Origin of the sequence: Neolewinella aurantiaca (assembly GCF_008014675.1) — a bacterium.
GTDB lineage: Bacteria > Bacteroidota > Bacteroidia > Chitinophagales > Saprospiraceae > Neolewinella > Neolewinella aurantiaca.
In genome coordinates, this window is record NZ_VOXD01000040.1 from 25,680 (window position 1) to 51,221 (window position 25,542).

Genomic DNA, 25,542 nt, shown 5'->3' on the forward strand with positions numbered 1-25,542 from the left:
AATAAAGTAAGGTATGTTAGAATCAACAATTGACCCCTTTTGGGCAGAAGACTTTCCTTGGATATTACTTGGTCTATGGCTATTTTATAGCTTTTTGGCTATTGTCTTCAGAGGGGTTAGAAACCTGAACTATTACATCTACGAGTCCATTCCATCGACGTTTGTAACCCTCGGGCTACTGGGTACATTTGGAGGGGTTGCTTATGGTTTGTACAAGTTTGATACTTCTCCTGATTTGATCAAGGAAAGCATTCAGCTTTTGCTAGATGGCCTTAAGACAGCCATGTACACCACAATCGCAGGGGTGAGTTTGTCGGTAATTTTTGGAAAGATAATCCAGATTCAGTTGAAGGGGAAAAGGGTAAAGATGCCCGAGAGTCCAGAATTACTTGAACTGAGGGAGTTAAATAAAAGCTTTGGCGAATTCCAGGAGTCAATGCTCCATAATCAGCGCAATGCGCTTAAAGATGGCTTAGAGACTGTTCTTCAGCAGTTCAATGAAATCATGGATGATTTTGTCACGCAGCTGGTTGAGAAAAATTTCGAAGAACTTAGTGGTGCTGTAAAGCAATTAACGGACTGGCAGATTGAGCATCGGGCAGATGTGGCAGCATTACTCGTGTATTACCGGGAGTTGACATCTAACCACACTGTTTTGGTTGAAAACACGGAGGAGTGGATAAAGATGATGGACCAAGTTGCCGGTCAATCGAGTAAGTTGCAAAATGTGATCGATGAATTCAACGAGGCATTTAGCGAAAAAGGGAACCTGTCACAGATATTACGTGATGTCAGAACGTCTACCGGAGAACTTCAGGTCGTTACAGGAGAGTTCGGGAAACTTGCAGTTTCATTAAATGAGACTACCACGGGAATGCAGGTTACTGGCGATAAAATTGATAGTTGGACGGATTCCGTTAAACAAGTTTCGGATGCTTCCGGTCAAATGGTAGCCAATGTAAGCAGCTTGAGAACCATAGACCACGAACGTTTGGCAAAACTCTTCGCTTCAATTGATGAGCTTTTCTTGAAATATATGGAGGATTTAGACCGCCGTATTGAAAATGTTGTTACTGATGCTGAGTAAACAAAATGAGGAATCGAACTGGATATCGGTAGCAGACCTGATGACAGCTTTGATGGTCATCTTCATGTTCATTGCGATCAATTATATCCTGCAGGTGATTGATCACACTTTCGTAGAAGAAGAGATCTACAATAAACTGGAAGAGGTTTTCGAGGAGGAAATCGAGCAAGAGGAGATTGAGCTGGGCCCGGACGGAACGATCCGTTTTAAAGCCGAGCCGGGTAAGAACCTGTTCGCACCGAATCAGTCAAGAATCAGCCCTGAGTTTCAAGAAGCGCTGGATAACTTCATTCCTAAATACTGGGAGGTGCTGACTTCTGATACTACTTACTTCAAGTACATCAAAGAGATAAGAATTGAGGGTCACACAGATACTGTGCCTCCATACGGGCAATTTGAAGACAGCTACATCTATAACCTTAATTTGTCATCCCGGAGAGCATCTTCAGTGCTTGATTATTTAAGACAAAACCAAGTTTATCAGGATGCGACACCCGAGGAGAAAAGACGAATGAATTTTCTTTTTACTTCTATTGGCTTTTCTTTTTCGAGAGCGTTAAACGATCAGAAAGAATACGTTTATTCAAGTTCCAATAAGCAGGTGAACAACGAATTTAGTCGTCGGGTAGAGTTTCGAATTGTAACCTCAAACGAGGAATTAATTGACGCGATAAAAGAGCGTGATGGACAAAAAGAATGAATTTACGGACTTCTCAGAAGGTAAGGCTGCAAAGTTTCTGGAAAAAAAGCACGGCTTGGTTTTTAACCTTACGGAGCCTGAACTTGAACTGGTTGATAACCTGAAGATCGATCGGAAAAACGTTGAAGAGCTATCAAACGGAGCTTTTACATATAGTAACGGCGACGAACAAGTACTACTCTTTTGGTACACAAGAAAACGATACATCCCTAAAAATGGGAAGCCAAAGTCATGGCCGGTTTATCACATAGTGAACTGTCGCACTATGCAGGAATACAGCCGGTTTGCTCAGGCAAATAAAATGCCGGTAACGATCATGGACCGTGGTCAGCCGGTGTCTCGAGAACTGGTGTTATGTAAAAACTGTCGGAACGAAATATTTCAAAAAAACTTCTTTACCCGTTATGGGTCTGTCAGTGAGAGGTGGTACGACGTGGTTCTGACAATTGTCGAAAATACCCCGCCAGAAGAGATGGTTTATTTGTCCAACGGTTATGCGGCGCTTTGGCCTCAGATTAGTACTGCCTACCGGGAAAGTGTTGGTTGGTATTGTGAGTCGCCTGACTGTCGGATTTGTTTATCCGAGCCAGATCAGCGTAATTTCCTACACACGCACCATTTAAAAGGTACAAAGAATAATCGGCGGGAGAATCTTCAGGCTCTGTGCTTTCTATGTCACGCTCTAGAGCATGAGGAAAAGATGATGAGAGGTAAGGGCTCGTTCAAGGTAGAAAGTTTTGTGGACCTGTTCAGGAGTAAGCTCAGTCTGGGTAAGGTGGCCAGATTTGATCAGTTTATTAAGGATCGGAATAATAAGTTTGCCTGATGACAACCTTTTATGCACTCACTGCTCTTTGATTGATAAACTGCGTTCATGAACCACCACCTAAACCTCTTCACCTTCTTCAACGACAGCAAAGCTGAACACCTAGAGAATAATCTATCGAGAGCTTTTGCTTTATGCCTGCTTCACGATCCGCTCTTTCTGGATCGGGTGTTGGGTAAGGTACTGACGGCAGAGGATTATCAGCTGCTAAGCCAGGAATCGTGGACAAGTCGGGACATTGATATTGACGTACAACTTGTGGCCAGTTCCTTTGAAGGCTACCGAAAATTATACGCTGTGGGCGCCAGCCCACAGGAGATGAACATTGAGCTTATCGATGAATATGCGGCCGGCGGTGCGGCCGATCCGGTTACGGATGTTTCGGTGGCGTTGGGGGACATACTCATCATCTTCGAGTTTAAGGTCAGCAGGGTAGACCCCGGCCAGCAACTGAAGGGGCAGGCGGAAGCCATCAGCCGCTTTGGCACGGCAGACCCACCGGAGGTGGTTTATGCTGACTTCAACTGGGGTAAAATCATTGCTGTAGCAGAAAGTGTTTTAGGTTTCATGGGTAAACTGGGCACTGGCAGTGCTTTAACCCGGGACTTTGTGCAGCTGTTGGAATCGCGCTACGCGGAGTGGTTCCCGCCGCGACCGATGAATCGGGTGGCGTTTCCGGCCTCAGACGCCTCGTCTGAGTTTAAGCAGCTTCATCAACGACTTAATCTGATCAAGGAGGAGCTCGCAAAAGCGGGCGGGTACGGTTTCGAAACCTACAAAGGCACCTATGCCCGTACCGTACTCCGGGTAAACTGGGGCTGGACACGGGAGGTGCTAATTGATTTTACCAGCGGAACGGAGGACAAATATATCAGGCTGGCCATCTACGCCGGGGAAACGAAAAGACAGGGCTGGGAGTTGTTTGGTAAAGGATTGTCGTTTGACCAGTTGACGAGCCCGGTTGCTGGTGCTACTCTGGTCGTTCGCCCTTATCTGAAATTCCGGCACTTCAACTCAGCAATTGCGGAGTTGTTCCTTAGCCCGGAAGAATCCAGACGAACGCACACGCTGGAATTTCATACCAGACGTGCCGGTCGCTACCCCAAAGAGCGTTGGCCGGAGCTGGAAGCGGTACTTACGGATCACCTTCCTGGCTGGCGCAGTCAGTGTGCGTACGATGCCCAGGTAACGGAGTCTAACCGGAGCTATGTTGACTTTTCCGCCGGCGTTTTACTGGAACTGCTGATCCCCTACGAAGAGGCAGAGCGTCATGATACAGGAAAGCCTGAGCGCGCCGTGGCTTTCTTTCGGAAGTGTATTGACGGAATGCGGGAGATGGTGGAACTAAAAAATGGAAACCATGAGTAAATCAGCAGCCTTACCCCTCACCTTTAATTTGCCGCCGCAGCTTCACTCCTTGATAAGTGGACCTTTCTATTCCGTTGCGGAGTGGCAGGCCATAAGCAAGACTTTGAAGAAGAAGGCCGGTCTGTACACCTTTTGGTGGGTGGGTGATCCTGCGGTTTTACGGGGCGATCAGTTGGTGAAATTCGTCGGCCCGGCCGGAGAAAATGGTGGAACGCACGAGAGTTGCTTTACGATCCGGCCGGAAAACCTGCTGCTGCAAACGGAGCATACCTGCCTTTACGTGGGTAAGTCAACCAATCTGCAGGCCAGGATTCGACAGCACTTGCTATGGCGTGGAAATTCGGACGTCTTTCTGGCTAAGAAGCAAGCGGACGGAAGCGTACGCCGGACAAGCTTATATGATAAACCGGTCAGCATAATTTATAAGAAGAATACCTCCTGTCAGTTTCGTGCGGGGATGGAATATCTTTTTAGGCAGGAGTCTGTAGAGGACCCGGAGACCGTCCGGCGGATGATTCGGGACCACGTGCGAATCAGTTATTTGCCCATTTCCGATGGTGCTGAGCGTACCGACGCCTTCAAACGCCGCTTCTATTGGGAAGACTTACTGATTGGAGTATTGCAGCCCTGGTTTAATTTGGATGGGGAGCGGTAGATACAACTATTCCTGCATTTAGAGCGTTCATTTTTCATGAACGCGACAACATTCCTGAACAGGATGTCTGAAAAGGACATCACCGATCGTTGCCTGATGCACCTCCGACGGCAACTCGGAGATCGTATAGAAGTAACGTTGGAAGAGCTTGAACTGAAAACGGGCAACCGTCGGTACGACAGTAAAATCAGGATCGGTAATATCGAAGTCTTCGTTGAAGTTAAAGGACAGCTGAACGGCATAAGGCCAATACTCAATTTTTCAAAATTGCACCCGGTTGGCGGGCTTCCATTACTTTTTTTGTTGCCTCACCTCGAATTAAAGCACCGCCTCGAACTAGAGGAAAATAACATTAACTACATCGACACCGCTGGCAACTGCAACGTTGATCTACCAGGGGTAAAGCTACTTGTTAATGTCCGTGATGATGCTCCGGTGGATCCACCTTACTCTGGCGTAGCGTTTCAGCGTAAGGGCGTGATTTTGCTGTACCACTTTTTGGTCGCTCCTCAATTAGTTGGTGCCAGTTACCGCACCATAAGTGAGCAAACGGGCGTATCCACCGGCGCCATCTCCGGAATTTTAGACGATTTGCGGAAGCAGGGATTCCTGATTGAGGTTGAGGGTAAACGAACACTGCATAACCTCCGGGGACTTATCGAACGCTGGGCGTACGCATACCTTTGGGTTTTGCGTCCCTCTTTGCATCGGGGCTACTTCCGGTCGCGAGACGGAGACTTGATCGAGCGGGCGCAACTATCGGGCATTAACGACCGGTTATTGCTTGGGGGGCAGTACGCTGTCATGATGCTTGGTGATTACTTGAGCTCTGAAAATACGGTAATCTACTCCAGCCTGCGCCTCAGCGAACTAAGTAAGCGTTACGGCCTACGTCCGGTTGGCAAAGACCAGAGTGAAACGGATACAGAGTTGTTGAGCCCTTTCTGGCATTTTGAGGTTTCGCCTCAGGAGACCTGGCACCAATCTTTCACAGCGGACATACTCACTTATGCTGACCTATTATTAAGCCATGACAGCCGGGTACTGGAAGCGGCGCAAAAATACCTGAACCATGAAATACGTGATCGATTCCAAAACGCTGGCCTTCAATGGTAGGGGAGTAGTTGAGCTTTTTCAAGTTATGAATCAGGTTTGTACGGAGCAGGAGACTGACTATCTGGTGGTTGGTGCTTTTGCCAGGGATTTGCTTCTGCATAACATTTTTGGTAAAAAGGCCGGGATTCTAACCAGGGATATTGACTTCGGTATCGTTCTGCCAGATTGGACCGGCTTTCAACAGATCACACAACGACTTACCCAAAAGCATGGCTTCGAACAAGGAAAGTTTCCCCACATTTTTGTTACACCGGATGGCCTTCCAACTGATCTCCTGCCATTCGGTCAGGTGGAAGACGACCGAGGTATTAGCTTTCCCGAAGTAGATCACTTTAGAATAAATATGATGGGCTTCTCCGAGGCTTGGGATACACGACTTCAAATTAGCCTTGATAATAAGGTCGAGTTCCATATTCCTACGCCAGAGGCACTAATTCTGTTAAAGTTAATGGCCTGGAAAGACCGTACGCCAAACCCCGTAGCACTTAAGCATGTCACAGACATTTCTCTTATCATTGATAGCTACTTCGACGCGATGACTGACGCACTCGATGTTGATCCCGCGTTCGATGACCTTTATGATTTGGCTGGGGAGGCCTTTGAGCCTAACTGGTATGCGGCGGTGGCAATCGGACGTAAAATGAGCAGTATGATTACTGGTTATCCGGAAACCCGCGAGACCATACTGGCGATTTTAGCCGACATTGCGGACAATGATAAAGGCAAGTTTTTCCGAAGCCGGATGGCACAAGTACTGCGGGTTGAGGATGACGTTACAAACGGCATCGTAAAACGTATTCGCGACGAAATAGAGCGATGAAAAACTACTTACCTTCGCCCCATGTCCACCCTTAACCAACGCCTCCACAAACTCTTCCACGAAGACGACCACCGTATCGTCCTCTGGTACGGTAATGACAGCAGCGAAATGACCGCTGAGTTTGAAGCCATGGAATTGGCTGGAGTAACTAAACTGAACGTCCAAAACCAGGCACTGAAAACCAAATTTTCGGTTCAGGTAGAGCAAACGGACGATAAGGATAAGTTCCTTCTCTTCTCTCCTGGGAAAGTACCGGAGAGCGACGCTGATAACTGGCTTCTGGACCTTCAACTCGCCTACCCGTTATTCAGTACCGATGAGTATGCTATATACCGGGATGAGCTAAAGCTTGACCGGACGGCCGACAAAATTCTGAAAACTTACCGGACTTTTTTTGCCAGCAAAGAACGACGCGAATTACTGCGGCAACGCCTGCCTTCGAAGGTGGCCAGCGACCGGGAACTAGAACTCGGAATGTTGGGAGCTTTGCTACGATGTGAGCCCCGAATAACGGAAATTTTTCTCGCCCTCATCAGCGCTTATGTTGAGCAGGATCGGAAGGAACTATCGGCAGCTGCCATCCGGAAACTCAGCCAGCGGGAAGCCGTGGAGAAAGAGATTACCGATCATGGGTTGGATCAGCCACTCTGGGAATATGCGGAGAGGACCTACGGTTACCAGAGCGATGATCCGGGAATTGAAGACTTTGTAAAAGCTTTGTTCGTCAGTAGGCTCTCAGAACTGTTACCGGGGCAGCCGCGGCGGGTACGCCGCGAAGCAGACCTTTTGCTGGACCGTTGGCAAGACAGTGAGCGCACCCGGCCAACCTACGAACTGGTGGCCCGCAGGCTGGGAGGTGAGTGGAGTATTGCCAGCAAAATGGCCGGATTATCCCTGAAGGACCTCCAGCGTGCTGATCTTTTCGTGGAAATTGACCAACGTTTGCTCAGTGGCTTACGGGATGAAATCCTTTCGGGGGAAGTATCTGCCGATGAGGTAAATGCACTGATCAACGATCGGGAAGGGACTTTTTGGTTTGAAGGGTATACTCATCACTACGCCGCCCTGAGGGCGGCCGCTACCTTCCTTGCCCTTCAAGGTTCCCTGCACCTGCGCCCCGGCGCCCGGGATAGCCTGATCGACTATACTGGACAACAATGTAAGATCGATCAGGCCTACCGGCAGTTTCATTATCATCTCCGATACGTTAGTGATCCGTTACTGCAACCTCTGGTGGAGCCATTGGAGCGACATTACACTACCGGATTCCTACATAAATTAAATCAACACTGGCAGCAACAACTTGATGCCGAAGGCTTTCCTCCGCCGGGTTTGCCAATTGCCCACCAGCGGGATTTCTGGAAAACCAACATCGAACCTTACGTGAAGCGGGGAAATCGAATTTTTGTAATTATCTCTGACGGCCTTCGCTACGAGTCCGCCGCAGAGTTATCGGGCTGGTTGCCCACACTCGGCCGTTACCGTACGGAGTTGGAACCAATGCTGGCCGCAGCTCCTACTTTTACCCAACTTGGTATGGCGGCTTTGCTGCCTCATAAGGAATTACAACTCCGCGGAGACGGAATGGTAAGTGCTGACGGCCAAAGTGCCCAGGGAACGGCTAACCGCGATAAAATCCTTAAAGCCGCAGCAAATAGTCGCGCGATAGCCATCACCGCTTCGGACCTTGTACGTGACTATTCCGCACGCGATGCCGGCCGTGCCTGGGTGAAGAACTATGATGTTATTTACATTTACCACAACCTCATTGATCAGGCAGGAGAAAAGGAAGAAGACCAACTGTTCGTACGCACCCAGAAGTGTTTCGAGGAAATTGAGCAGCTACTGACCATCATTGCCCGTATGAATGGCAATAATATCATTGTTACGGCCGACCATGGTTATCTCTTCCAGCATTCTCCACTGGAAGACAGTGATTACGCCAGCTACAAGGTTTTGGGAGATGATCAGAAATACAACCGGCGATTTGTGCTGGGGGCAAACCTGGAAAAAGATTCTGCTGCCATGCACTTTACTGCTGGAGAACTAGGGCTTAAGGGAGATCTGGAAATTGTAATTCCACGCTCAGTTCACCGACTTCGCCGATCGGGTAGTGGCAGCCGTTACGTACACGGTGGGCTGAGCCTGCAGGAACTCGTTGTGCCCATGTTGCGTGTAAGCCTGGGCCGTACCGCAAACGATGATGCACTCCCCGTAGATGTGGAAGTAATTGCCGGTAATGGGCATATCACGAACAATGAATACAGCGTGCGTTTCTTTCAGAAACAGGCTGTGGGAGGGAAGCGAGGTGAACGTCGTCTCCGGATTGGTTTTTACGATGCTGATGAAAAGCTCATCTCCGACGAAAAAAATATCGTTTTTAACAGCGAAGCCGTTGAGGAACGAAATCGAGAAACCCGCCTGCGGTTCCGCTTTGGTGCCGACGCTGGTACCGGAGGACAAAGACCGGTTAAACTGCGCCTGCGGGACCCTTCCGGGGTAATTGTCTTCGAACATCCTTTTACCCTGGATATTACCTTCGGAAGTGATTTTGATTTGTGATTTTCTCGCAGTATACTCAAAATTGAAGATTCTTCCTGGCTAGTAAATAGTCTAACCAAACACTGATAATGACCCCCTTCGACCAACGCATAAACGACGCCTTCCCCGGCAAAGTAGTCCGTAAAGACCTTACCTCGTTGGTAAAGGGTAATGCCGTAGTCCCCACTTTCGTCCTGGAGTATCTGCTAGGGCAGTACTGTGCTACCGACGAAGAGGATACCATCAGGGAAGGGGTGGAAATGGTGAAGAAAATTCTCGGGAAGCACTATGTCCATCGTGAGCAAGCCGAACTCATCAAATCACAAATTCGTGATCGGGGAACCTACCGCGTTATCGACCGTCTCAGTGTGGAGTTAGATGATCGCCAGGATGTTCATGTAGCTACTTTTACCAACCTCGGACTCAAACGGGTTCCTCTTCGGGACGAGTGGGTTCGCCGATTCCCAAAACTACTCACCGGAGGTGTATGGTGTCTCATCGATGTGGCTTACGAAAGCAGGGAAGAACGCGATGCAGTTCCCTGGCTCGTCGAAAATGTGAAACCCATCCAGCTCTCCAAATTCGACTTCGTCGATTACCTCTTGGGCCGCGATAAATTCACCACCGAAGAATGGATGGATGTTTTGATGCAAAGCATCGGTTTTAACCCGGAGCACTTTGGTCGGCGCAACAAAATGCTTCAACTCACCCGGCTTATCTCGTTCACGGAGAGGAACTTCAACTTTATCGAGCTCGGGCCCAAGGGTACGGGTAAAAGCCATGTGTTTTCCGAGTTCTCACCCCACGGTATGCTTATTTCCGGCGGTGAAGTAACGCTGGCCAAGCTCTTTGTCAACAATGCCAGTGGTAAAATCGGACTTGTTGGTTACTGGGACTCCGTCGCCTTCGATGAATTCGCCGGCCCGGAAAAACGCATCCCCCAGAATCTGGTCGACGTCATGAAGAATTACATGGCCAACAAAACCTTCAGCCGGGGGCGGGAATCACTGGGAGCAGAAGCCAGTATGGCCTTCATTGGTAACACCAAGCGGTCGGTGAACTACATGCTCAAGCACACTGACTTATTCGAGCAGCTACCTAAAGCTTACTACGATACTGCCTTTCTGGATCGCCTGCACTTTTACCTGCCAGGGTGGGAAGTAGACATCATCCGCGGAGAGATGTTTACCGCGGGCTTCGGCTTCATTGTCGACTACCTCGCCGAGATCCTACGCTTCCTGCGCTCCGAAGATTTTGGTACCTATTACCAAAAATATTTCTCTCTCGATGCCACCATTGCTACCCGCGACCGCACCGCTATCCATAAGACCTTCGGCGGGCTGATGAAAGTACTTTTTCCCGGCGGTGAGTGCACAAAGGAGGAAGTGCGTGAGTTGCTGGAATTTGCCATAGAAGGCCGCCGCCGCGTCAAGCTCCAACTGATGAAGATGGACGAAACCTTCCGCGAACGGGAAGTCCGCTTCGTCTACCTGGACAAGGAAACAGAGACGGAGCACGAAGTGATCACCCTGGAAGAACTCCAGTACGATCGGGCGCTTTCAGGGGCGCGGACGCAGGTGCAAAGCAAAGATGAAAAGAGCAGGGTGGAGAAGCCCGGCACCGTTGATCCGGAAGCTGTGGAGTCTTTGGCTACAGCGCCCGTTGAGGCCCAGGAACCGGAACGACTCCCCACCGGCATCAACATCGTCGTCAAAGAAAACCAGCGCGGTGTCAGCTACGAAAACCTCTTCGGCGATTACCTCAAAGGCGTGTCTGAGATTCACATTGTCGATCCCTACATCCGACACTTCTATCAGGTGAAAAATCTCCACGAGCTCTGCCGCCTCGTTTACCGCCAAAAAGAACCGGGTGATGAGGTCTGTATTCATCTCATCACCAACGCTAAACCCGAAGAACACGCCGAAGTTGAAAAGCTGCTCTGCCAGCTGGAATCCAGCCTCTTCGCCTCCGGCATTGACCTTTCCTTCGACATCCAACCCGACCGCGCCCAGCACGACCGCTACATCGAAACCGATACCGGCTATAAAATCATCCTGGGTAGGGGACTCGATATCTTTCAACCGTATGATCTAAATGATCATTTTGCACTGGCGAATACGGTGCAGGAGGAACGGAGTTGTAAAGGGTTTGAGGTGACGATTGTAGGGTAGAAAACAACTTTAAGGAAGAAATTATGCTAGACACAGTTTTTGATATTATTCTTCAAAGGATTAACAATCTTAGGAACTCAGTAGAAGTAGTTTCAAAGTTCGCGAATACCCTATGGGTCGTAGTGGCAGATGATGAGGAGACCATGAAACTTGTCTTCAAGCAAGATGGGAAGCTAATGATTTCACGGAAAGGCACTGTTAGTGAAGGTCACTATGAGCCTTTACTGGTTGCTAACTCCATCGTTATTACGATCAATGGAGAATCACGTCTTTATAATCATGTTTACACGGATGAAGGGTTAATGTTCCTTCAACTGGACGATGGAGAATCGAGTCCTTTTGTGATGATCAATAATAATCTGCTGAAAGGGAGGTCCCCGAAGGAGTATTTGCAGGAGGCTTATGTTGAGCCTCAAAAGGCTAAAGAGCTTAAAGCTACATTAGCTCTAACTTATTTTACCAGCGCTTGGAAAGGCACAAATAGGGTGAAAATCTACAGGAGCCAAACATCCAATCGTTACTTTGCCTACCATAATGAGGAGATTTTAAAACAAGGGAAGTACACTTTTGAAAACAATCCTACCTCCATTCTCGTCATAAAAGAACTGGGAGAGATAGAGATGTTTTACACCATCCAGCATTACAAGCAAAAAGATGGCTCAGAACTAGTCATACATAGTAAACCTGTAGACGGTATTATCAACGGCTGTAAGGCATTCGTTAATGATGCTCCTGCACCGGATGGGCGTTACCGCTTATCCTGGTTGAAATCGGTTAACGTAAAAAGTGGTGTAGTTACCGATTAAAAGATGGCCACCAATAAACTCGCTTCCCTTCGCTATCTCGCCCTCGACCGATGCTTCTCCAATCCCGGCCGGAAGTACTACATCGAAGACCTCATCGAGGCCTGTAATCAGGCGATCTATGAGGCTACGGGTTCTCATGATGGGGTAAAACGCCGTCAGGTCTATGACGATATTACTTTCATGGAAAGTGAACAGGGCTATGCGGTACCACTTGTTCGTTATAAGGATGGGCGTAGAAAATTTTTCCGCTATGAAGACACCTCCTTCACTATCCGCCAACGCAGTGTCAATCAGGCAGAAGTGGAACAGATTGCCGAAACATTGGCCATCCTCTCTCGCTTTAAGGGAATGCCGCAGTTTGAATGGCTCGATGAAATAAAAATCCGCCTTGAATCCGCCTTCGGAATGACAAGTACCACGGAGGCATGTGTCAGCTTTCAAGAGAACCCCTACCTCAAAGGGCTTCGCTATTTTGCCGATCTTTTTGCGGCCATCTCTCAAAAGAAACCTCTTCTTGTCAGTTACCAAGGATTTAAACAACCGGAACCTGCCGACTTGCCTTTTCATCCCTGGCACCTCAAGCAGTACAACAACCGCTGGTTCGTACTGGGGCACAATGAAACTTTTGGCGGCTTGTCCATTCTGGCGCTCGACCGGATACAGGAGTTAAAGCCAGCATCATTTCCATTTCTGGAGAATAAGTCCTACGATTTCGAGGAGTACTTCGATGATGTGATTGGTGTCTCTTTTCCCATGGATCAGGCAGTTGAAAGGGTTCTGTTAAAAATTGATAATGATCTATGGCCATACATTGAAAGCAAACCGTTGCATGGCTCTCAAAAAGTAAAGTCCAGGGCACCGGAAGGTGTAATCGTCGAACTGAAAGTGTTCTTGAATTATGAGCTACGGGCTACGCTCTTTTCTTACCTGAAGGGTATTGAGGTGCTGGAACCGAAAAGCCTTCGTCGCGACCTGATCAAAGACCTGAACATTGGCTTAGCGAAGTATTCGTGAACGTGTCCCCCCCCATCACCCCACCACCTCCCAAAACCCGTCCTTATACCCATCGCTGATGGGGATGTGTTCTCCGGCGATTACTGCGCGGTTGCGTTCGATGAAGTCGATCTTATCGAGGGCGACGGCGTGGGAGCGGTGTGTGCGGACGAACCGGTCGCCGGGGAGTGCTTCGATGAGGGTGCTGAGGTTTTCGAGGGTCATTATTTTCTCCTGGGCCGTATGGATGACGACGTAATTGCTCATGCTCTCGAGCCGCAGGATGCTGTCGTAATCGATGCGGACGGTCTTATGTCCGCTCTTTACGAAAATGTAGGTGCGTTCTTCGGCGGGGGGCGGAGCCCCCGCTGCTGAGCTCATGTTTTTCTTCACCTTCTCTACGGCAAGGAGGAAGCGGTCGAGGCTGATGGGTTTGAGGAGATAGTCGGTTACCTGGAAGTCGTAGCTCTTCAGGGCGTATTCTTCGTAGGCGGTGGTGAGGACGATCTGGTACTTGTCGCGGGTGATCTTCATCAGCTGCAGGCCCGTGAGTTCGGGCATCTGAATGTCGAGGAAGAGGAGGTCGACTTTGTTTTCCGACAGGAAGTGAAGTGCTTCGATGGGGTTAGAGAAAGTTCCGGCTACGGTGAGGTCGGCGCTGCGTTCGGCGTAGGCGGCAAGGAGTTGCCCCGCCAGGGGCTCGTCGTCGATGATGAGGCAGTTAATCATGAGGTGGGTATTTGCAGGTGAGCGCGGTAGGTGTCGGCAGACTTACTTGCGTCCATCGTCGCGCGGTCGCCGTAGAGCAGTGACAATCGCTTACGGAGGTTCTCGATGCCGATGCCGCCGTCCTGTGGTTTTCTTTTATCGCCGTAGTGGTTGGTGACGGCGTAAGTCAGGGTGGTGGCATCCGCCCGGAGATCGATGCTGAGCGGTTGCCGGAGATCGCCGTGTTTGAAGGCGTTCTCGGCGAAGGTGATCAGCAGGAGCGGGGGCACTTCAGCAAGGGTATCGTCGTCGGGCAGGTTCAGGCTTATGTCCGGTTCAAAGTCGAGCCTCAGCTTCTCCAGTTCGATGAAGTTGACGAGGTGTTCGACCTCCTTCCGCAGGGGAACCCGCTCAGCTTTTTCGTAAAGTCCGTACCGGAGCATCACGGTGAGCCGTTCGATGACGCGCAGGGCTTTATCTGACCGCTGAAAAAACAGACTGTACACGTTGTTGAGGGTGTTGAACAGAAAATGGGGATTGATCTGAGACCGCAGAAAGGCCAGTTCGGTCCGCTGGTTTTCCACAATGAGGGCTTGCTTTTGTTGTTCGCGCAGTTGGGTGGTTTGCAGCAGAAAAACAACCGCGCCGATGGCGCCGTGGAGGATAAGATAGTACAGGTTGTCGAGATAATAGGTGAGCAACGACGTGCCCAGTGGGTAATTGCGGAAACCGATGGTAACGGGCGCCACGACTTCCTCAATGATGTACCGGAAGCCAGCTGCTACCAGTGTTCCGGCAAGCAGCCACGCTGCGAGTACGTACCACGGCCGGTCGTACTTCTTGCGCAGGATGGCGTAGGGCACCGCCGCGTAAACAAACAGGATGACAAACGACGCCAGGGTAAGCAGCAGGTCATGCGGAGCCAGTAGTTCCCGGAGGCTGTCCAGACTCCGGTCCATCAGCAGATCCTGCACCAGATAGTAAAAAACACAGAAGATGATGTGCCAGCGAATCAACTGGCCGTACCCTTTATCCATGCCCCTAAGATAGCAGACTGAGAAACAAGTTGCCGGATTCCACTCAAACGTGGTGGTTGCCCAGGACCGGAGTTCCGTCTCTTGTGGCACAGGGGTTCACCCCTGTGTTTTGATATTACTACTCTACATTTTTGATTTTCCCCCTCTCCCCCCGCCCTCTCCAACAAGCTTCGCCTAAGGCTCAGCGGAGAGGGAGCCAAAAATGTAGAGTAATGTGGTTTTAATCATGCTCAGCGTTTTCGCTAATACTCACTGTTTTTGACAGTACGCTTTGTCCATAGTCTCTGTCTTCATTGTCGCAATTCGATATTCACGTTGACGAATCCGCCGTTCAGCAGTGTGAACCGGGGCTTTGAAAGTGCGGATGGATCCAACGGCCGTTTACCCGACTCATCAATCGAATTGCCGGATTCATCAATCGCAGTTGCGATCGGCAGCAAAGCACCCGACCATTGTAAGCATCAAAAGCAACCGCCATGAAAAACGTACTAACCTTTCTCCTTCTTTGCTGCTTTCCTTTCTTCGGCTCCGCCCAGGACCTTACCAAGACCATTGTCGGGCAAGACATGGCCCGGATAATCCGGGCCTTCGAGATCTATCACACCAACGCCTACCACTACGCAGACTCCGCGGCGATTGCCGCGTACCGCGATGAACTGCTGGCCGCGCTGCCCGCTGCGCCCACGAAAATGGAGGCGTACCGCGCGCTCAATCAGCTGGTTTGTGCCTTCGGCGACGGCCACTCCCGGCTGTGGGACCAGGAGGTCCGCACTGCCTACCAGTCTGCAGGGGGCACCTACTTTCCTTTAGCGATCGACGTTCGGGAGAACGGCCTGTTCGTCCGCCGCGCCTTCGGCGCGGCAGGGGAGGACCTCGTTGGTCAGGAGATCACCGCCATCAACGGCCGGCCGGGCCACGAGATCACCGCCGCGCTTTCTGCCCACGCCAGCCGGGAAACACCGGCGCTGGACCGGGTGCTGCTTTCCAACGATTTCCCCCGCTATTTCTGGCTCGCTTACGGTGACGGGCCTGTTGCATACAACATCACCCTCAACGATGGTTCCGTCCGTAGCCTGCAGGGCGTCGAACGGGCAGCGACCCTGCGTAAGGACACCGACGGACCGGTGGTAGAAACGAAATTGCTGACCGATGAGGTCGCTTACCTCCGCATTCGTCACTTCGAGGGAGCTCCGAAAACCTTTGGTGGCTACTTCAAGGATGCGTTCGAAACGATCAACGACAGCGGAGCGAAATCCCTCATCCTCGATCTGCGCGGCCACGACGGGGGCGATTCCCGTGTGGGGGCCAGGCTGGCCCGCTACCTGAGCCCGGAACCCTTCCGGACCTTTGCCTATTCTGAATGGAAAGTGACCCCTGCTTTCAGGGAGAACTTCAAAAACCTCTACCTGCCGGGCGGGGTGCAGTGGGCGATGCCGGTGTTGAAGCTGCTGAACCCGCACCTCAAGGCGATCTTCTCCGCCACAGACAACGAAAATGCACGGGTAGAATATCCAATTATCAAACCCTACGGACAGGCGCGGGCCTTCAGCGGCGAAGTGATTCTGCTGATGGACGGAAACACCTTCAGCGCAGGTACCTGTTTCGCTGCATTATTTAAAGATTACCGCATGGGGACCATCATCGGGCAGGAGAGCGGCAACCTCGCTAACTTCCACGCCGATGGCCTGATCCGGGTAGGACTGGAGAGCTTCCGGGGCAACGTCCAGATTTCCAATAGCTACCTGGTGCGGCCCAATGGCAACGAAGCAGCCACACCGGTTCAGCCAGACATTGCACTCGACCCCGCCACGGATGCATTGAGCTATGCGCTGGAGCACCTCGTCGGCCGCAACGCGGCCGCCAGGCGCCGATGTGCTTTCTCCGGGAAAACTGTCTTTGCACCTGCGTCCGCGCCGGATGATTGTTGGCATTGCCCGGGAGCCGACTAAGGAAAGGGCAGTACCGCACGCTGTTGGGGTGAATCCGGGATTCAGTTTAAAGCGAATCGCGGTCCAGAAGTAAAAACGGGTTTTTCACCTTGTCCTGCCGTCTTTTCGAGATCATTTCTGCGGTCATCCGGCCCATTTCGGCAAAATTGGTGGAAACAGTGGTGATGCCCAGCAGGTCTTTGAGTGGGGTTTCGTTGTAGGAAATGATGCCGATGTCCTGGCCCGGTTGCAACCCCTGGTCTCTGGCGGCTTTGACGAGGTGGACGAGGTCGGTTTCGGGGATGGTCAGGTAAAGGGTTCCCGGCTCCAGGGGCATATCTTCTTCGATTTCCTCGATAACGGCGAAGGGCAGTTTGGCTTCGACGCAGAACTTCCTGAAACCATGAAGGATTCGCTTCGGGTATGGATAAACCGAGCGGGTAGGATAGGTGATGACGAGCTTGCTGTAACGGGAAATCTTGTCGCGCCCTTGCTGCAGCGCTTCGTAGATGTCGCTTTCGAAATCCTGATAGACCTCGGCGAAGTTCCCCTCCAGCGTAGTCAGGTGGTTGTCGAGCACGACGAGTTTGTGCTTCGGGATGCGGTTCAGAGCAAGGGTTACTTTGTCGGTCGTACTGGCGTGCTTAAGCGAGGTGGTTTTGAAGTGCGGCATGATCACGTAGTAATCATAGGCATTCTCGGCCTGCCGCAGCAGATTGAGGAACAGCGATTCATCACAGTGGTAAATATGAAGATCGGTGTGGGTCGTTTCACCGATTGCACTGATGAAGGAGTTGTAAATCCTCATCTTGTAAACGCTGAGCTTATTGACCAGAAAGAGAACATTGGTCCGCGAGATCAGGGGCGTACTGGTAACGTAATACCCCTTGCCCTTCACGGAGGTAATGATGCTCCGTTCTTTCAGGATGTTGTACGCCTTTTCTACAGTATCCCGCGACAGAGAGAACTCCTCGCTCAGCATATTGATGGAGGGGATTTTCTCGTTCAGCTTAAGTTTGCCCGCAGAAATATTGTCGATGATGCTGTCCACGATCTGCCGGTACTTGGGTTTCCGGGACTTTTCATCGATCGAAATGTGGGCTAATATCTTCATATTCTGCTTGCAATGCTTAGAGGTGAGAAGTTAAGCCAAAAGGCCTTTCCACGTTGGGCAATTTTACGAAGAATAAACCACTATACTCGGTCTGTTCACGAAGGTTGATGTTTTCGTATGCCGTTTTTCCCGGTTCATCAGGGCTTTGGGCGGTATGGTTGGAAGCTTTTGTCTACCAGGCGCCATTTCCGGTTGGGGTTGGCAGGGGCAGACGATGGGGCTTCCGCTACATCGCTGCGAGTTTCTCCATTATTTTTTTCTGGAACTGCGCCCGCAGTTCACTGATGGCGGTTTCTTCGTAGAGGTCGTTCCACTCCAGCGGGTCTGCCTCGAGGTCGTAGAACTCGCCGGCGATGATGTCGGAAGTGGTGTATTCGTGCGGATCGGCTTTACGGTTGAAGACAAGGATGAGTTTGTTTGTGGCGGTACGCCACATGAAGGCGGCTTCGCCCGGGCGTTCGTGCAGGGCGGAGAAGTTTCCTTCGCGCTTCGGGGCGTCCAGCAGGTTGAAGCCAGGCAGTTCGGTACTGGGCTCAACGCCTGCGGCGGCGAGCAGGGTGGGGAGCACATCAACCAGGTCGACGGGTCGATTGTCGGTGCTGCCGCGTTTCAGGTTTTCGGGCAGGGCCGATCCGGTAATGATCAGCGGCACGCGTACGCTCGCTTCGTAGAGGCAGTATTTATTGAAGCGGTAGTAATGCTCGCCGAGCATCTCGCCGTGGTCGGCGGTATAAACAATAATGGCGTTGTTCAGGATACCTTTCTCTCCCAGTTCGCGGAGGGTTCGCCCCAGCATATCGTCGATCCAGGTGATGTTGGCGTAGTAGCGCATCGTCATTAGTTTCCACTCTTCCGAGCCGGCGTTTTTCCAGAAGCCTTCGTACATCTCCCTGCGGTTCACACCACTGCTGTGGGGGCTGTAGTCGGCCACCCAGGGAGGTTGTACGGCGTAGGTGATCTCGTCGAGGTCGTACTTCTCTTCGTAGCCGGCGGGCGGGTTGTGGCCGGCGTGGGGTTTCATATAACTGAGGTAGAAGAACAGCGGGCGCTCGTCTTCGCGCTGGCGGATGTACCTGATGGCCTGCTCGTTGATCCAGCCGTCGCGGTGGTCTCCTTCGGGCAGTTGGCTCGTGAAGCCGAGGTACCCGATGTTGTTTTCCTCTCCGGGCCCCATCGGCTTTATTTCAGCGTCGTAGCGGGCTTTGGCTGCGCTGTCGACCTGGGCCATCGTGATCCCCCCCGTTTCCGGAATTTCGGAGGTGAAGCGTGTTTCGAATCCCCGGGTGTTGGTGCGGTGTTTGCCCCAGTGCGTTTTCCCGAAACCGGCGGTTTCGTAGCCTGCGTCTTTGAAGTACTGCGGCATCGGTTTACCCGGCATCGCGTCGTCTTTCACTCCGCCGCTGTTCCGGAATACGCCGGTCTGGCTGGGGTACATCCCGAACATAATCGAGTTGCGGCTCGGTACGCACATCGGTGCCTGGCACACAGCCTGGTTGAAGGAAATACCGTCGTCGATCATGCCGTCCAGGGTCGGCGTGATCACCTGCGGATTCACTTTTCCGATGGCATCCCAACGGTGCTGATCGTCCATGATGAAGATCACATTGGGGCGCGTATCGGGTGCGGGGGCATCTTGTCCGGTGTTGTCCGTGTTTTGGGCGCGGTCGCAGGTGCAAAGCAGGAGTAATAGGAGCAGGGGGAGGTAACGCATCGTTGGTTCGTTAGTGAGTTGAACGTTTAGTTTGTTGACGGGTGGGGATGTCGAGCGGATCATCCGCTAAGTCTCCGGTCCGCTTTCGCCAGGCATCCAGTACGTCAGCCAGTTCGTTTTTCTTTTTGGCGTAGTCCGTGTTTTCAGCCAGGTTGTTGGTCTGGAACGGGTCGTTGTCCATGTCGTAAAGCTCCTCCGTTGGCCGACCGGCTTCGAGCGTACGCAGAAGTTGGTACGCCTCCGGGTGAGATTGCCCGGCAGCAATGGTGGCTTCGTAGGAGTGGTTGCCCCAGCCTTTAATGGCCTTTAGGTCGGCGGGGAGCTCGTAGATCTTGCCGGGCAGCAGGTTGCGCAGGTAGTACCAGCGTCCGTCGAATACCATCCTGGTAGGGTAGTGTTCCGCCCGCGTCGGTCCGTGGGAGTTGTGCTCACCGAAGACGTACTTCCGGTAAACCGCATTCGGAGAGTGCCCCAGCAAGGGGATGAAACTACGCCCCTGTACGGTTTCGGGTACAGGTAGTTTAAGGAATTCTAAAATGCTGGGCATTAGGTCAGTAAGCGAAATGAGCGCATCGTTACATGAGCCGGTGTCAGGTGCCGGTGGTCCACTAACTATCAACGGGACGTGAAGCCCCGCATAGTAGGCCGAAGCCTTGGCCCTGTGATACGCCTGCCCCTGGTCTCCGGTAAAGATGATGAGGGTGTTTTCCAGCAGACCCCGCTCCCGCAGTACTTCTATGATGGATCCGGTACAGGCATCTGCCAGTTGTACGCATCCGAGGTACTCCGCCCAGTCGGCGCGCATCGCCGGAGTATCGGCCAGGTCTCCGGGTACGACGACCGAGTCCGGGTTTACCCGGTACTCCGGGAACTGCTCCAAATGCTGGAAGAACGGTCGGTGCGGCGGACTGATGTTCGCCTGAAAGAAGAACGGTTTATCGCCCGCGGCGTCGATGAACTCCCCGATTACCTCGCGGTATTTTGCCGGGTCGTTGTGTACCGGGTTCCGGGCGGAATAGGGGAACTTCCACGGCGGGCTCATGTGGAATTTCTGGGTGATGGCCGTGAAGTAACCCGCTTCGTGGAGCACTTCCGGCAAGGTCTTGATGTACTCATGGATGCCCACTTTGTCTACTACCGTTGCGTTTCGCCCGAAGGCTTCGTCGGGGTCGCGGAGGGTTGGCGTAATGGTATTACGCCAGTGCCCGTTGGCGTGCGGAAACATCCCCGTATTGATCGAACTCCGGCTGGGGGAACAGGACGGTACGGCGGCAAATGCGTTGGTGAAGAGCACTGCGTTTTCTGCCAGCGCGTCGATGTTGGGCGTCCGCAGGCCCGGCGTGCCGAGCGCGGAGAGGTGGGCTCCTTGATCATCGGTCAGGATCAGAACTACGTTCTGAACCGCTGTCTCAGCAACTGGCTGTTGTCTCGTACCCGAACAAGTAGTCAGAATCAGCACGAGCATCAGGCCCGTCAGCGTTCGCAGCAAAGTATGTACAGTACCGGTCATCGGGGGGGGGGTATTGGAGTTGGTTATTGAATCTGAGTTCCCAGTGTCCTGTCTACCCTCAAATTGATGGTAGAGCACTGGTAGGTGTCCGGGGCTGGGAGGGCGCTCAGACCGGAGTTCAGCCGCAGCTGAATGAGGATTTTTGAGCAAAGCTGTGAGAACCGAAAAGGTGGCGCAGGTTGCCACCGCATTCAGGTTTGATGGATTATACCCAACCACTTTGACTTAGGTATATCAGGTCAGGTGAAATACTTCCCGCAAAGACCTGGTTTCCGGGCTATTGTCCTCGTTGGTTCGCATCAGGGGCGCCATGCTTTCCCACCACCGCCGGCAAACCTCGGTTGTAGCGATGGCTGCCCAGCGTTCTTCGGATTCGATCTCGGCGTAGCCGAAGAGCGTGGTGTTGTCGTCGGCCAGGTGGATGCTGTAATTGCTTACCCCGTGTTCGCGGAGCAGGGTGGCCAATTCCGGCCAGATCGGATTGTGGCGGGAGACGTACTCGGCAACTTTGTCGGGGTAAACTTGCAGGATGAAGGCTTTCCTTTGCATAGCTATCGGTTGTTGGAATTTAGTAAGTAACGGTAGTTGAAGCGGGCGTTCGGGGCACAGTCTCCCTGATCGTAGAATGACATAGGGTCGTTGAAACTCTCCTTCGCGTCTGCCCACTTAAATTCAAGGCTTTTGCCGGGGTTTGGCAGGTGAACTTTAGACAGGCTGAGCTCAAGTTCGTTGCCCGTGAGGGCGTAGGGGAGGGTAGCGATCTGTGTCCAACGGGTAGAGGAGACCGCTTTTTCAATGATCAACTGCGGATCTTCGCCGATGGTTACGCTGCTTCTCATGATGCGGTAATCGTACCCCAAAGCACCCGGCGGGGTTTGGCTGGTTTTAAGGTAGAGCGTAAGCCCGTGGGGAAGCTGCCCGCCGGAGAAACCCGCGGCGGTGCGCAGGTAGAAACTGAGGGTGTCGTTTGTTTCAACGAGCCGGCTTTCGAGCAGGTCGTTACGACCTGAGGCATTGGTGTAGGCATCAATACTGCCCCAGCCGGGGTGGTGCCGGTCGGTGATGTCTCCGGTGTGATCGTGGTAGACGTGGAGGGCATCGTCCCAGTCATTGAAAGATCCATCGAGGATGATCCGGGCTGGATCAACTGCACTTTGTACCAGCGGCCGCGCCCCTTTAAACTTCCGGATACCGTCAATCATCTGGTAATAGTAATTGTCGCCAAAGCCGCCCTTCATCGGCTCGATGTCGCGGCTGAATTCCTCATTGTACTGGTCCACAAAGAAGGTTTCCCCTTTTTTGATCGGCTTGCCCATAATCTCTTTGGCGCGTCCGTCGGTAAAGCGCATTGCCACCCACTCATTCCAGCCGGTAATGAAGACGAACTCCGGGTCTACCTCCAGGGCGCGTTTCCACTGTTCGGCAAAGAACCAGCCCGCACCGGAATCGATACTGTCAGCCGGCGGCTGACTACCGTGGTGAAAACTCCGCCCGATATTGGAGATCGGATGCTGCGCCGTAGAAACGACGATCTGTTCCGGCGTGTCGGGGTTGTCGTGCCAGCCATAATTCTGCGGATAGTGATCGATCCACGGCCATTTGTCTTTGCCATCGCCGAACCATTCCTGACCCTCCGTCCAGGCCCAAGACCGACGAAAGTTGAAAAAACGGGCAATCTCGGTCGGCAGGCCTTCCGGATTGCCCATCAGGAGCGGCTTGCCTTTCCACCGGAACCACAGGTCTTCGTACAGGCCGCGCTCGTAGAAGCCTGCGTAGAGTTTTTCCGTTGTCTCGACGTGCCTGGTATTGGTAAGGAAGGCCACCTTTGGCACCGCCCAGCCTTGTTGTTGCAAACGGGAGAATACGGTACATATTTTCAGGGCTATGGGGAGGTAGACCACGGCGTTGGTGACGTCGAAAACAATCACGTCTACGCCCGCATCGCTCAGTAACTGAGCGTGGCGGGTGATGACCCACTCGTCGTCGCTGAGGTAGTAGCCAAAATAAGGTTCTCCCCAGTGGTGAAAGGCCAGCTCCGGACCGTACTGCGGTTCGTCCGGGTGCTCGGCGAGTATTTTACTGATGTCGTAGGGGCTTTTGTAATCTTTGCCGGCTTCTTTTGGCATTACGCCTTCTGATTGAATCGGGCTGCTGTGCTTGTCGTGTCCGTGCGCACCGAGCCAGGTGAAGTAGAAAATACCAACGTATTTTTCTTTGTCCAGGTCGCCGACTTCGGCGTTGCCGGGCAGGCTGCGGCCCAGGGCATCGGTCGCCGCCCAGGTGTCCGCTTTCTGGGGGGAGATTAGGGTGGGGGAGGAATGCTGTGCACAAAGGCACGCCGAAAATAAGCAGGATGTTATCAGAATTAATCGATGCATTGCTTGGGTATATTGGGTTGAGCGCCTCTGGCGCGATTTGGTGACGGATTAATAGCGCCAGAGGCGCTCAACCCACTTATTTTATCTGCTTCATTCCTACTGGCAAGTCAACCACAGACTGCACCTTACCGTCTACTCCCTTAAAGTGCATAACCCGAATCAGCCCGTGTTTAGTAGGGTAGGTGCCTTTGGCGTATTTGAGGTCGCCGAGGTGGGGGTTGATTTTTACTGCGTCGCCACCTTCCAACAGGGTAATGCCGAGCACGTGCTGGCTCATCCAGGCGGTTGGCCCTGAGGCCCAGCCGTGGCAGAAGCTGTGGCGATAGCCTACGTAGCAGAACTCACCGAAGTCGCCGTGGATGTCATCCTTTCCGGCGGGGACGAGCTCGTCGATGCGAACAGCATTACGGCTGTCGTTGATGTCGAAGTCTTCCCAGAAGGTTGTTGCCCCGAGGTCAAGCATCCCACCCCAGTACTGCCGGATAACGTCCATCGCACCAGCGTGATCGCCGGCATTGGCCATCGCTTCGAGCATGTAGTAGCCGTAGAATGTGGACATGTTCTGAACGCCGTCTTTCCTGAGGATGTCTTTGTTGATCTGCTGCGCGTCGACCAGCCCCGCCAGGGCCATCATGGCGGCGGCTTGTTTGGTAGTATTGCCTTCGGGAATGTGCTTACGCAGGCGCAGGGCAACGTTGGCGTATTTCTTCTGCAGGTCAGGTTTTCCGAGGGTCGCCATCATGTCGCTTCCGGCGTCGAAAGTCAGGATCATCATCGATTGCAGGCCGGCGTGGACGGCCTTTTTGTCGGGGCTGGTCGGCCAGTCGAGGAAGCGGCCGCCGTTGAGAATTTCGCCGTTGTTCTCGTCGATGAAGGTCTCCAGTTGGTCCAGCAGCCCAATCATGTAGGCTTCCTGTTCTTTGAGGTAGTCGAGGTCGCCGTAGTTGTCGAACCACTGTTTATGGATGATGAGCCACCACATGGAGTAGCTGCTGATGGTATTCATCCATTGCGGGAGCGGATGCTGGTCGCGCGCCAGGTCGAGACTACGGGGCACGACGTTGTTGTTGCCGAAAACGGAGGCTACGGTCATGATCTCCGGGTGAAGGTCCCCAACCCATACAAGGCGGTCACGTTTGATGCCGTCCCACAGGTAATCCTGCATGTTGAGGTGCACGGTGTAAGCGCCTACCCGCCATATTTCGTTGAGGCGTTCGTCGCTGCTTTCGAAACTTCCGAGGTAGGGTATGTCGCGGTAAACGAAGGCCGCCTGGACGGCGTACAGCGGCATGTTCACGCCTTCGTCCACCAGATCGATCCGTACGAAGCGGAAGCCGGTTTCTCCTACTTCGATGCTGCCGAGCCACGGTACTTCGATGATAAAATCCCGGAGGCTGTGCTCGTTGGTCGCGTTCCGTTTTCCGCCGACGTTGGACATTGCCTCCATCGCCGATTCACCGAAGCGAACACGGACTTTGACGGGTTCTTTGCCGGGTTTAATACCCATACTTATCTTGATGCCGCCGTGCAGTTCCCGTCCGTAATCGAGCAGGATACCGGGTTTGTGCTCGGCGGTACTGATCAGTCGCAATAACTTAGGATCGTTCACCGCCACCTGTCCGTTGCTCTTTTTTAGCAAAAGTTCGGGGTGCTGGATGAATTTACCGCTGTCGTCCGACTGCCAAACGATTCGTGTGGGCGTCAGGTAGGTTTTCGTCATTGGAGAACGGTGTGCGTTCTCGCTTTCCTGTTGGGTAAAAACAGGAGGTAGCGTCACGTTTTGGGCGCGGACGCAGGTGCATACATGAAGTACGAGGAGCAGGGTGAAAAGCTTTTGCATAATGATCGATCAGAGAAACTGAAATAATGGTTGAAAGGTAGCCCTCTGTTGCAGTGGTTCTATCCTGTACCTTCCGGGTGTCAACTAATCTTTGCGCTACCCCTACTCCCGGGATAGTTCAATTAAGTGTGTCTGGGTTAATGAATAGTCTCTAGCAAGGCGAAGCCTTGCTACGAGCGCGCGTTCCGCGCCGCGAAGTCGGAGGCCGGAGGCCGGAGACTTCGCGGCGCGGA

The 25,542-nt window shown here is 52.4% G+C and carries 20 protein-coding genes; 12 read left to right on the forward strand and 8 right to left on the reverse strand.

Features of this window, described 5'->3' with window-relative positions:
• Positions 1 to 13 precede the first annotated feature (13 nt).
• From FUA23_RS19535 to FUA23_RS19585, 11 genes are all read left to right on the forward strand, one after another.
• Positions 14 to 1,087 carry a hypothetical protein gene (locus FUA23_RS19535; protein ID WP_147932459.1) on the forward strand — a complete coding sequence of 358 codons (1,074 nt, stop codon included), beginning with the start codon at positions 14 to 16 and terminating at the stop codon, positions 1,085 to 1,087.
• The gene (locus FUA23_RS19540) at positions 1,077 to 1,787 is read left to right on the forward strand and encodes an OmpA/MotB family protein (RefSeq protein ID WP_187271139.1); all 711 of its coding nucleotides are present in this window, start codon (positions 1,077 to 1,079) and stop codon (positions 1,785 to 1,787) included. Before FUA23_RS19535 ends, FUA23_RS19540 begins: the two co-directional genes overlap by 11 nt.
• On the forward strand, positions 1,771 to 2,613 hold the full coding sequence (locus FUA23_RS19545) for an HNH endonuclease (protein ID WP_147932461.1): 843 nt from the start codon (positions 1,771 to 1,773) through the stop codon (positions 2,611 to 2,613). The genes FUA23_RS19540 and FUA23_RS19545 overlap by 17 nt, the downstream gene beginning before the upstream one ends.
• 48 nt (positions 2,614 to 2,661) lie before the next feature.
• Complete coding sequence (locus tag FUA23_RS19550; protein WP_147932462.1) at positions 2,662 to 3,981, forward strand: hypothetical protein; 1,320 nt, start codon at positions 2,662 to 2,664, stop codon at positions 3,979 to 3,981.
• Entirely contained in the window at positions 3,974 to 4,636 is a 663-nt protein-coding gene (locus FUA23_RS19555; protein WP_147932463.1) for a GIY-YIG nuclease family protein, read from the forward strand. Before FUA23_RS19550 ends, FUA23_RS19555 begins: the two co-directional genes overlap by 8 nt.
• Before the next feature lie 63 nt (positions 4,637 to 4,699).
• Positions 4,700 to 5,752, forward strand: a complete 1,053-nt coding sequence (locus tag FUA23_RS19560; protein WP_187271140.1) for a type IV toxin-antitoxin system AbiEi family antitoxin — start codon at positions 4,700 to 4,702, stop codon at positions 5,750 to 5,752.
• The gene (locus tag FUA23_RS19565; protein WP_147932465.1) at positions 5,709 to 6,572 is read left to right on the forward strand and encodes a nucleotidyl transferase AbiEii/AbiGii toxin family protein; all 864 of its coding nucleotides are present in this window, start codon (positions 5,709 to 5,711) and stop codon (positions 6,570 to 6,572) included. Before FUA23_RS19560 ends, FUA23_RS19565 begins: the two co-directional genes overlap by 44 nt.
• 21 nt (positions 6,573 to 6,593) lie before the next feature.
• The gene (gene pglZ, locus FUA23_RS19570) at positions 6,594 to 9,134 is read left to right on the forward strand and encodes a BREX-1 system phosphatase PglZ type A (protein WP_147932466.1); all 2,541 of its coding nucleotides are present in this window, start codon (positions 6,594 to 6,596) and stop codon (positions 9,132 to 9,134) included.
• Positions 9,135 to 9,202: 68 nt separating this feature from the next.
• Positions 9,203 to 11,284, forward strand: a complete 2,082-nt coding sequence (gene brxL, locus FUA23_RS19575) for a BREX system Lon protease-like protein BrxL (RefSeq protein WP_147932467.1) — start codon at positions 9,203 to 9,205, stop codon at positions 11,282 to 11,284.
• A gap of 23 nt (positions 11,285 to 11,307) precedes the next feature.
• The gene (locus FUA23_RS19580; RefSeq protein ID WP_147932468.1) at positions 11,308 to 12,090 is read left to right on the forward strand and encodes a hypothetical protein; all 783 of its coding nucleotides are present in this window, start codon (positions 11,308 to 11,310) and stop codon (positions 12,088 to 12,090) included.
• A gap of 3 nt (positions 12,091 to 12,093) precedes the next feature.
• Positions 12,094 to 13,104, forward strand: a complete 1,011-nt coding sequence (locus FUA23_RS19585) for a helix-turn-helix transcriptional regulator (RefSeq protein ID WP_147932469.1) — start codon at positions 12,094 to 12,096, stop codon at positions 13,102 to 13,104.
• A 15-nt stretch (positions 13,105 to 13,119) separates the two neighbouring features.
• Here the strand turns inward: FUA23_RS19585 and FUA23_RS19590 are convergent, their stop codons facing one another.
• Entirely contained in the window at positions 13,120 to 13,812 is a 693-nt protein-coding gene (locus tag FUA23_RS19590; RefSeq protein WP_147932470.1) for a LytR/AlgR family response regulator transcription factor, read from the reverse strand.
• The gene (locus FUA23_RS19595; RefSeq protein ID WP_147932471.1) at positions 13,809 to 14,828 is read right to left on the reverse strand and encodes a sensor histidine kinase; all 1,020 of its coding nucleotides are present in this window, start codon (positions 14,826 to 14,828) and stop codon (positions 13,809 to 13,811) included. The genes FUA23_RS19590 and FUA23_RS19595 overlap by 4 nt, the downstream gene beginning before the upstream one ends.
• Positions 14,829 to 15,304: 476 nt before the next feature.
• Between FUA23_RS19595 and FUA23_RS19600 the strand changes: the two genes are divergently transcribed.
• A complete protein-coding gene (locus FUA23_RS19600; RefSeq protein ID WP_147932472.1) occupies positions 15,305 to 16,777 on the forward strand; it encodes a S41 family peptidase in 1,473 nt (490 codons plus the stop codon).
• A 46-nt stretch (positions 16,778 to 16,823) separates the two neighbouring features.
• On the opposite strand, the gene FUA23_RS19605 is transcribed toward FUA23_RS19600, so the two are convergent.
• The 6 genes from FUA23_RS19605 to FUA23_RS19630 form a co-directional block, all read right to left on the reverse strand.
• Positions 16,824 to 17,870, reverse strand: coding sequence for a GntR family transcriptional regulator (locus tag FUA23_RS19605; protein ID WP_147932473.1), 1,047 nt, complete (start codon positions 17,868 to 17,870; stop codon positions 16,824 to 16,826).
• Positions 17,871 to 18,096: 226 nt separating this feature from the next.
• The gene (locus FUA23_RS19610) at positions 18,097 to 19,581 is read right to left on the reverse strand and encodes a sulfatase family protein (RefSeq protein WP_187271141.1); all 1,485 of its coding nucleotides are present in this window, start codon (positions 19,579 to 19,581) and stop codon (positions 18,097 to 18,099) included.
• A gap of 10 nt (positions 19,582 to 19,591) precedes the next feature.
• On the reverse strand, positions 19,592 to 21,091 hold the full coding sequence (locus FUA23_RS19615) for a sulfatase family protein (protein WP_147932475.1): 1,500 nt from the start codon (positions 21,089 to 21,091) through the stop codon (positions 19,592 to 19,594).
• 234 nt (positions 21,092 to 21,325) lie between these two features.
• On the reverse strand, positions 21,326 to 21,640 hold the full coding sequence (gene rhaM, locus FUA23_RS19620) for an L-rhamnose mutarotase (RefSeq protein ID WP_147932476.1): 315 nt from the start codon (positions 21,638 to 21,640) through the stop codon (positions 21,326 to 21,328).
• A gap of 2 nt (positions 21,641 to 21,642) precedes the next feature.
• Entirely contained in the window at positions 21,643 to 23,469 is a 1,827-nt protein-coding gene (locus tag FUA23_RS19625; RefSeq protein ID WP_147932477.1) for a glycoside hydrolase family 71/99 protein, read from the reverse strand.
• Between the two features lie 76 nt (positions 23,470 to 23,545).
• Entirely contained in the window at positions 23,546 to 25,309 is a 1,764-nt protein-coding gene (locus FUA23_RS19630) for an alpha-L-rhamnosidase-related protein (protein ID WP_147932478.1), read from the reverse strand.
• Positions 25,310 to 25,542 lie beyond the last annotated feature (233 nt).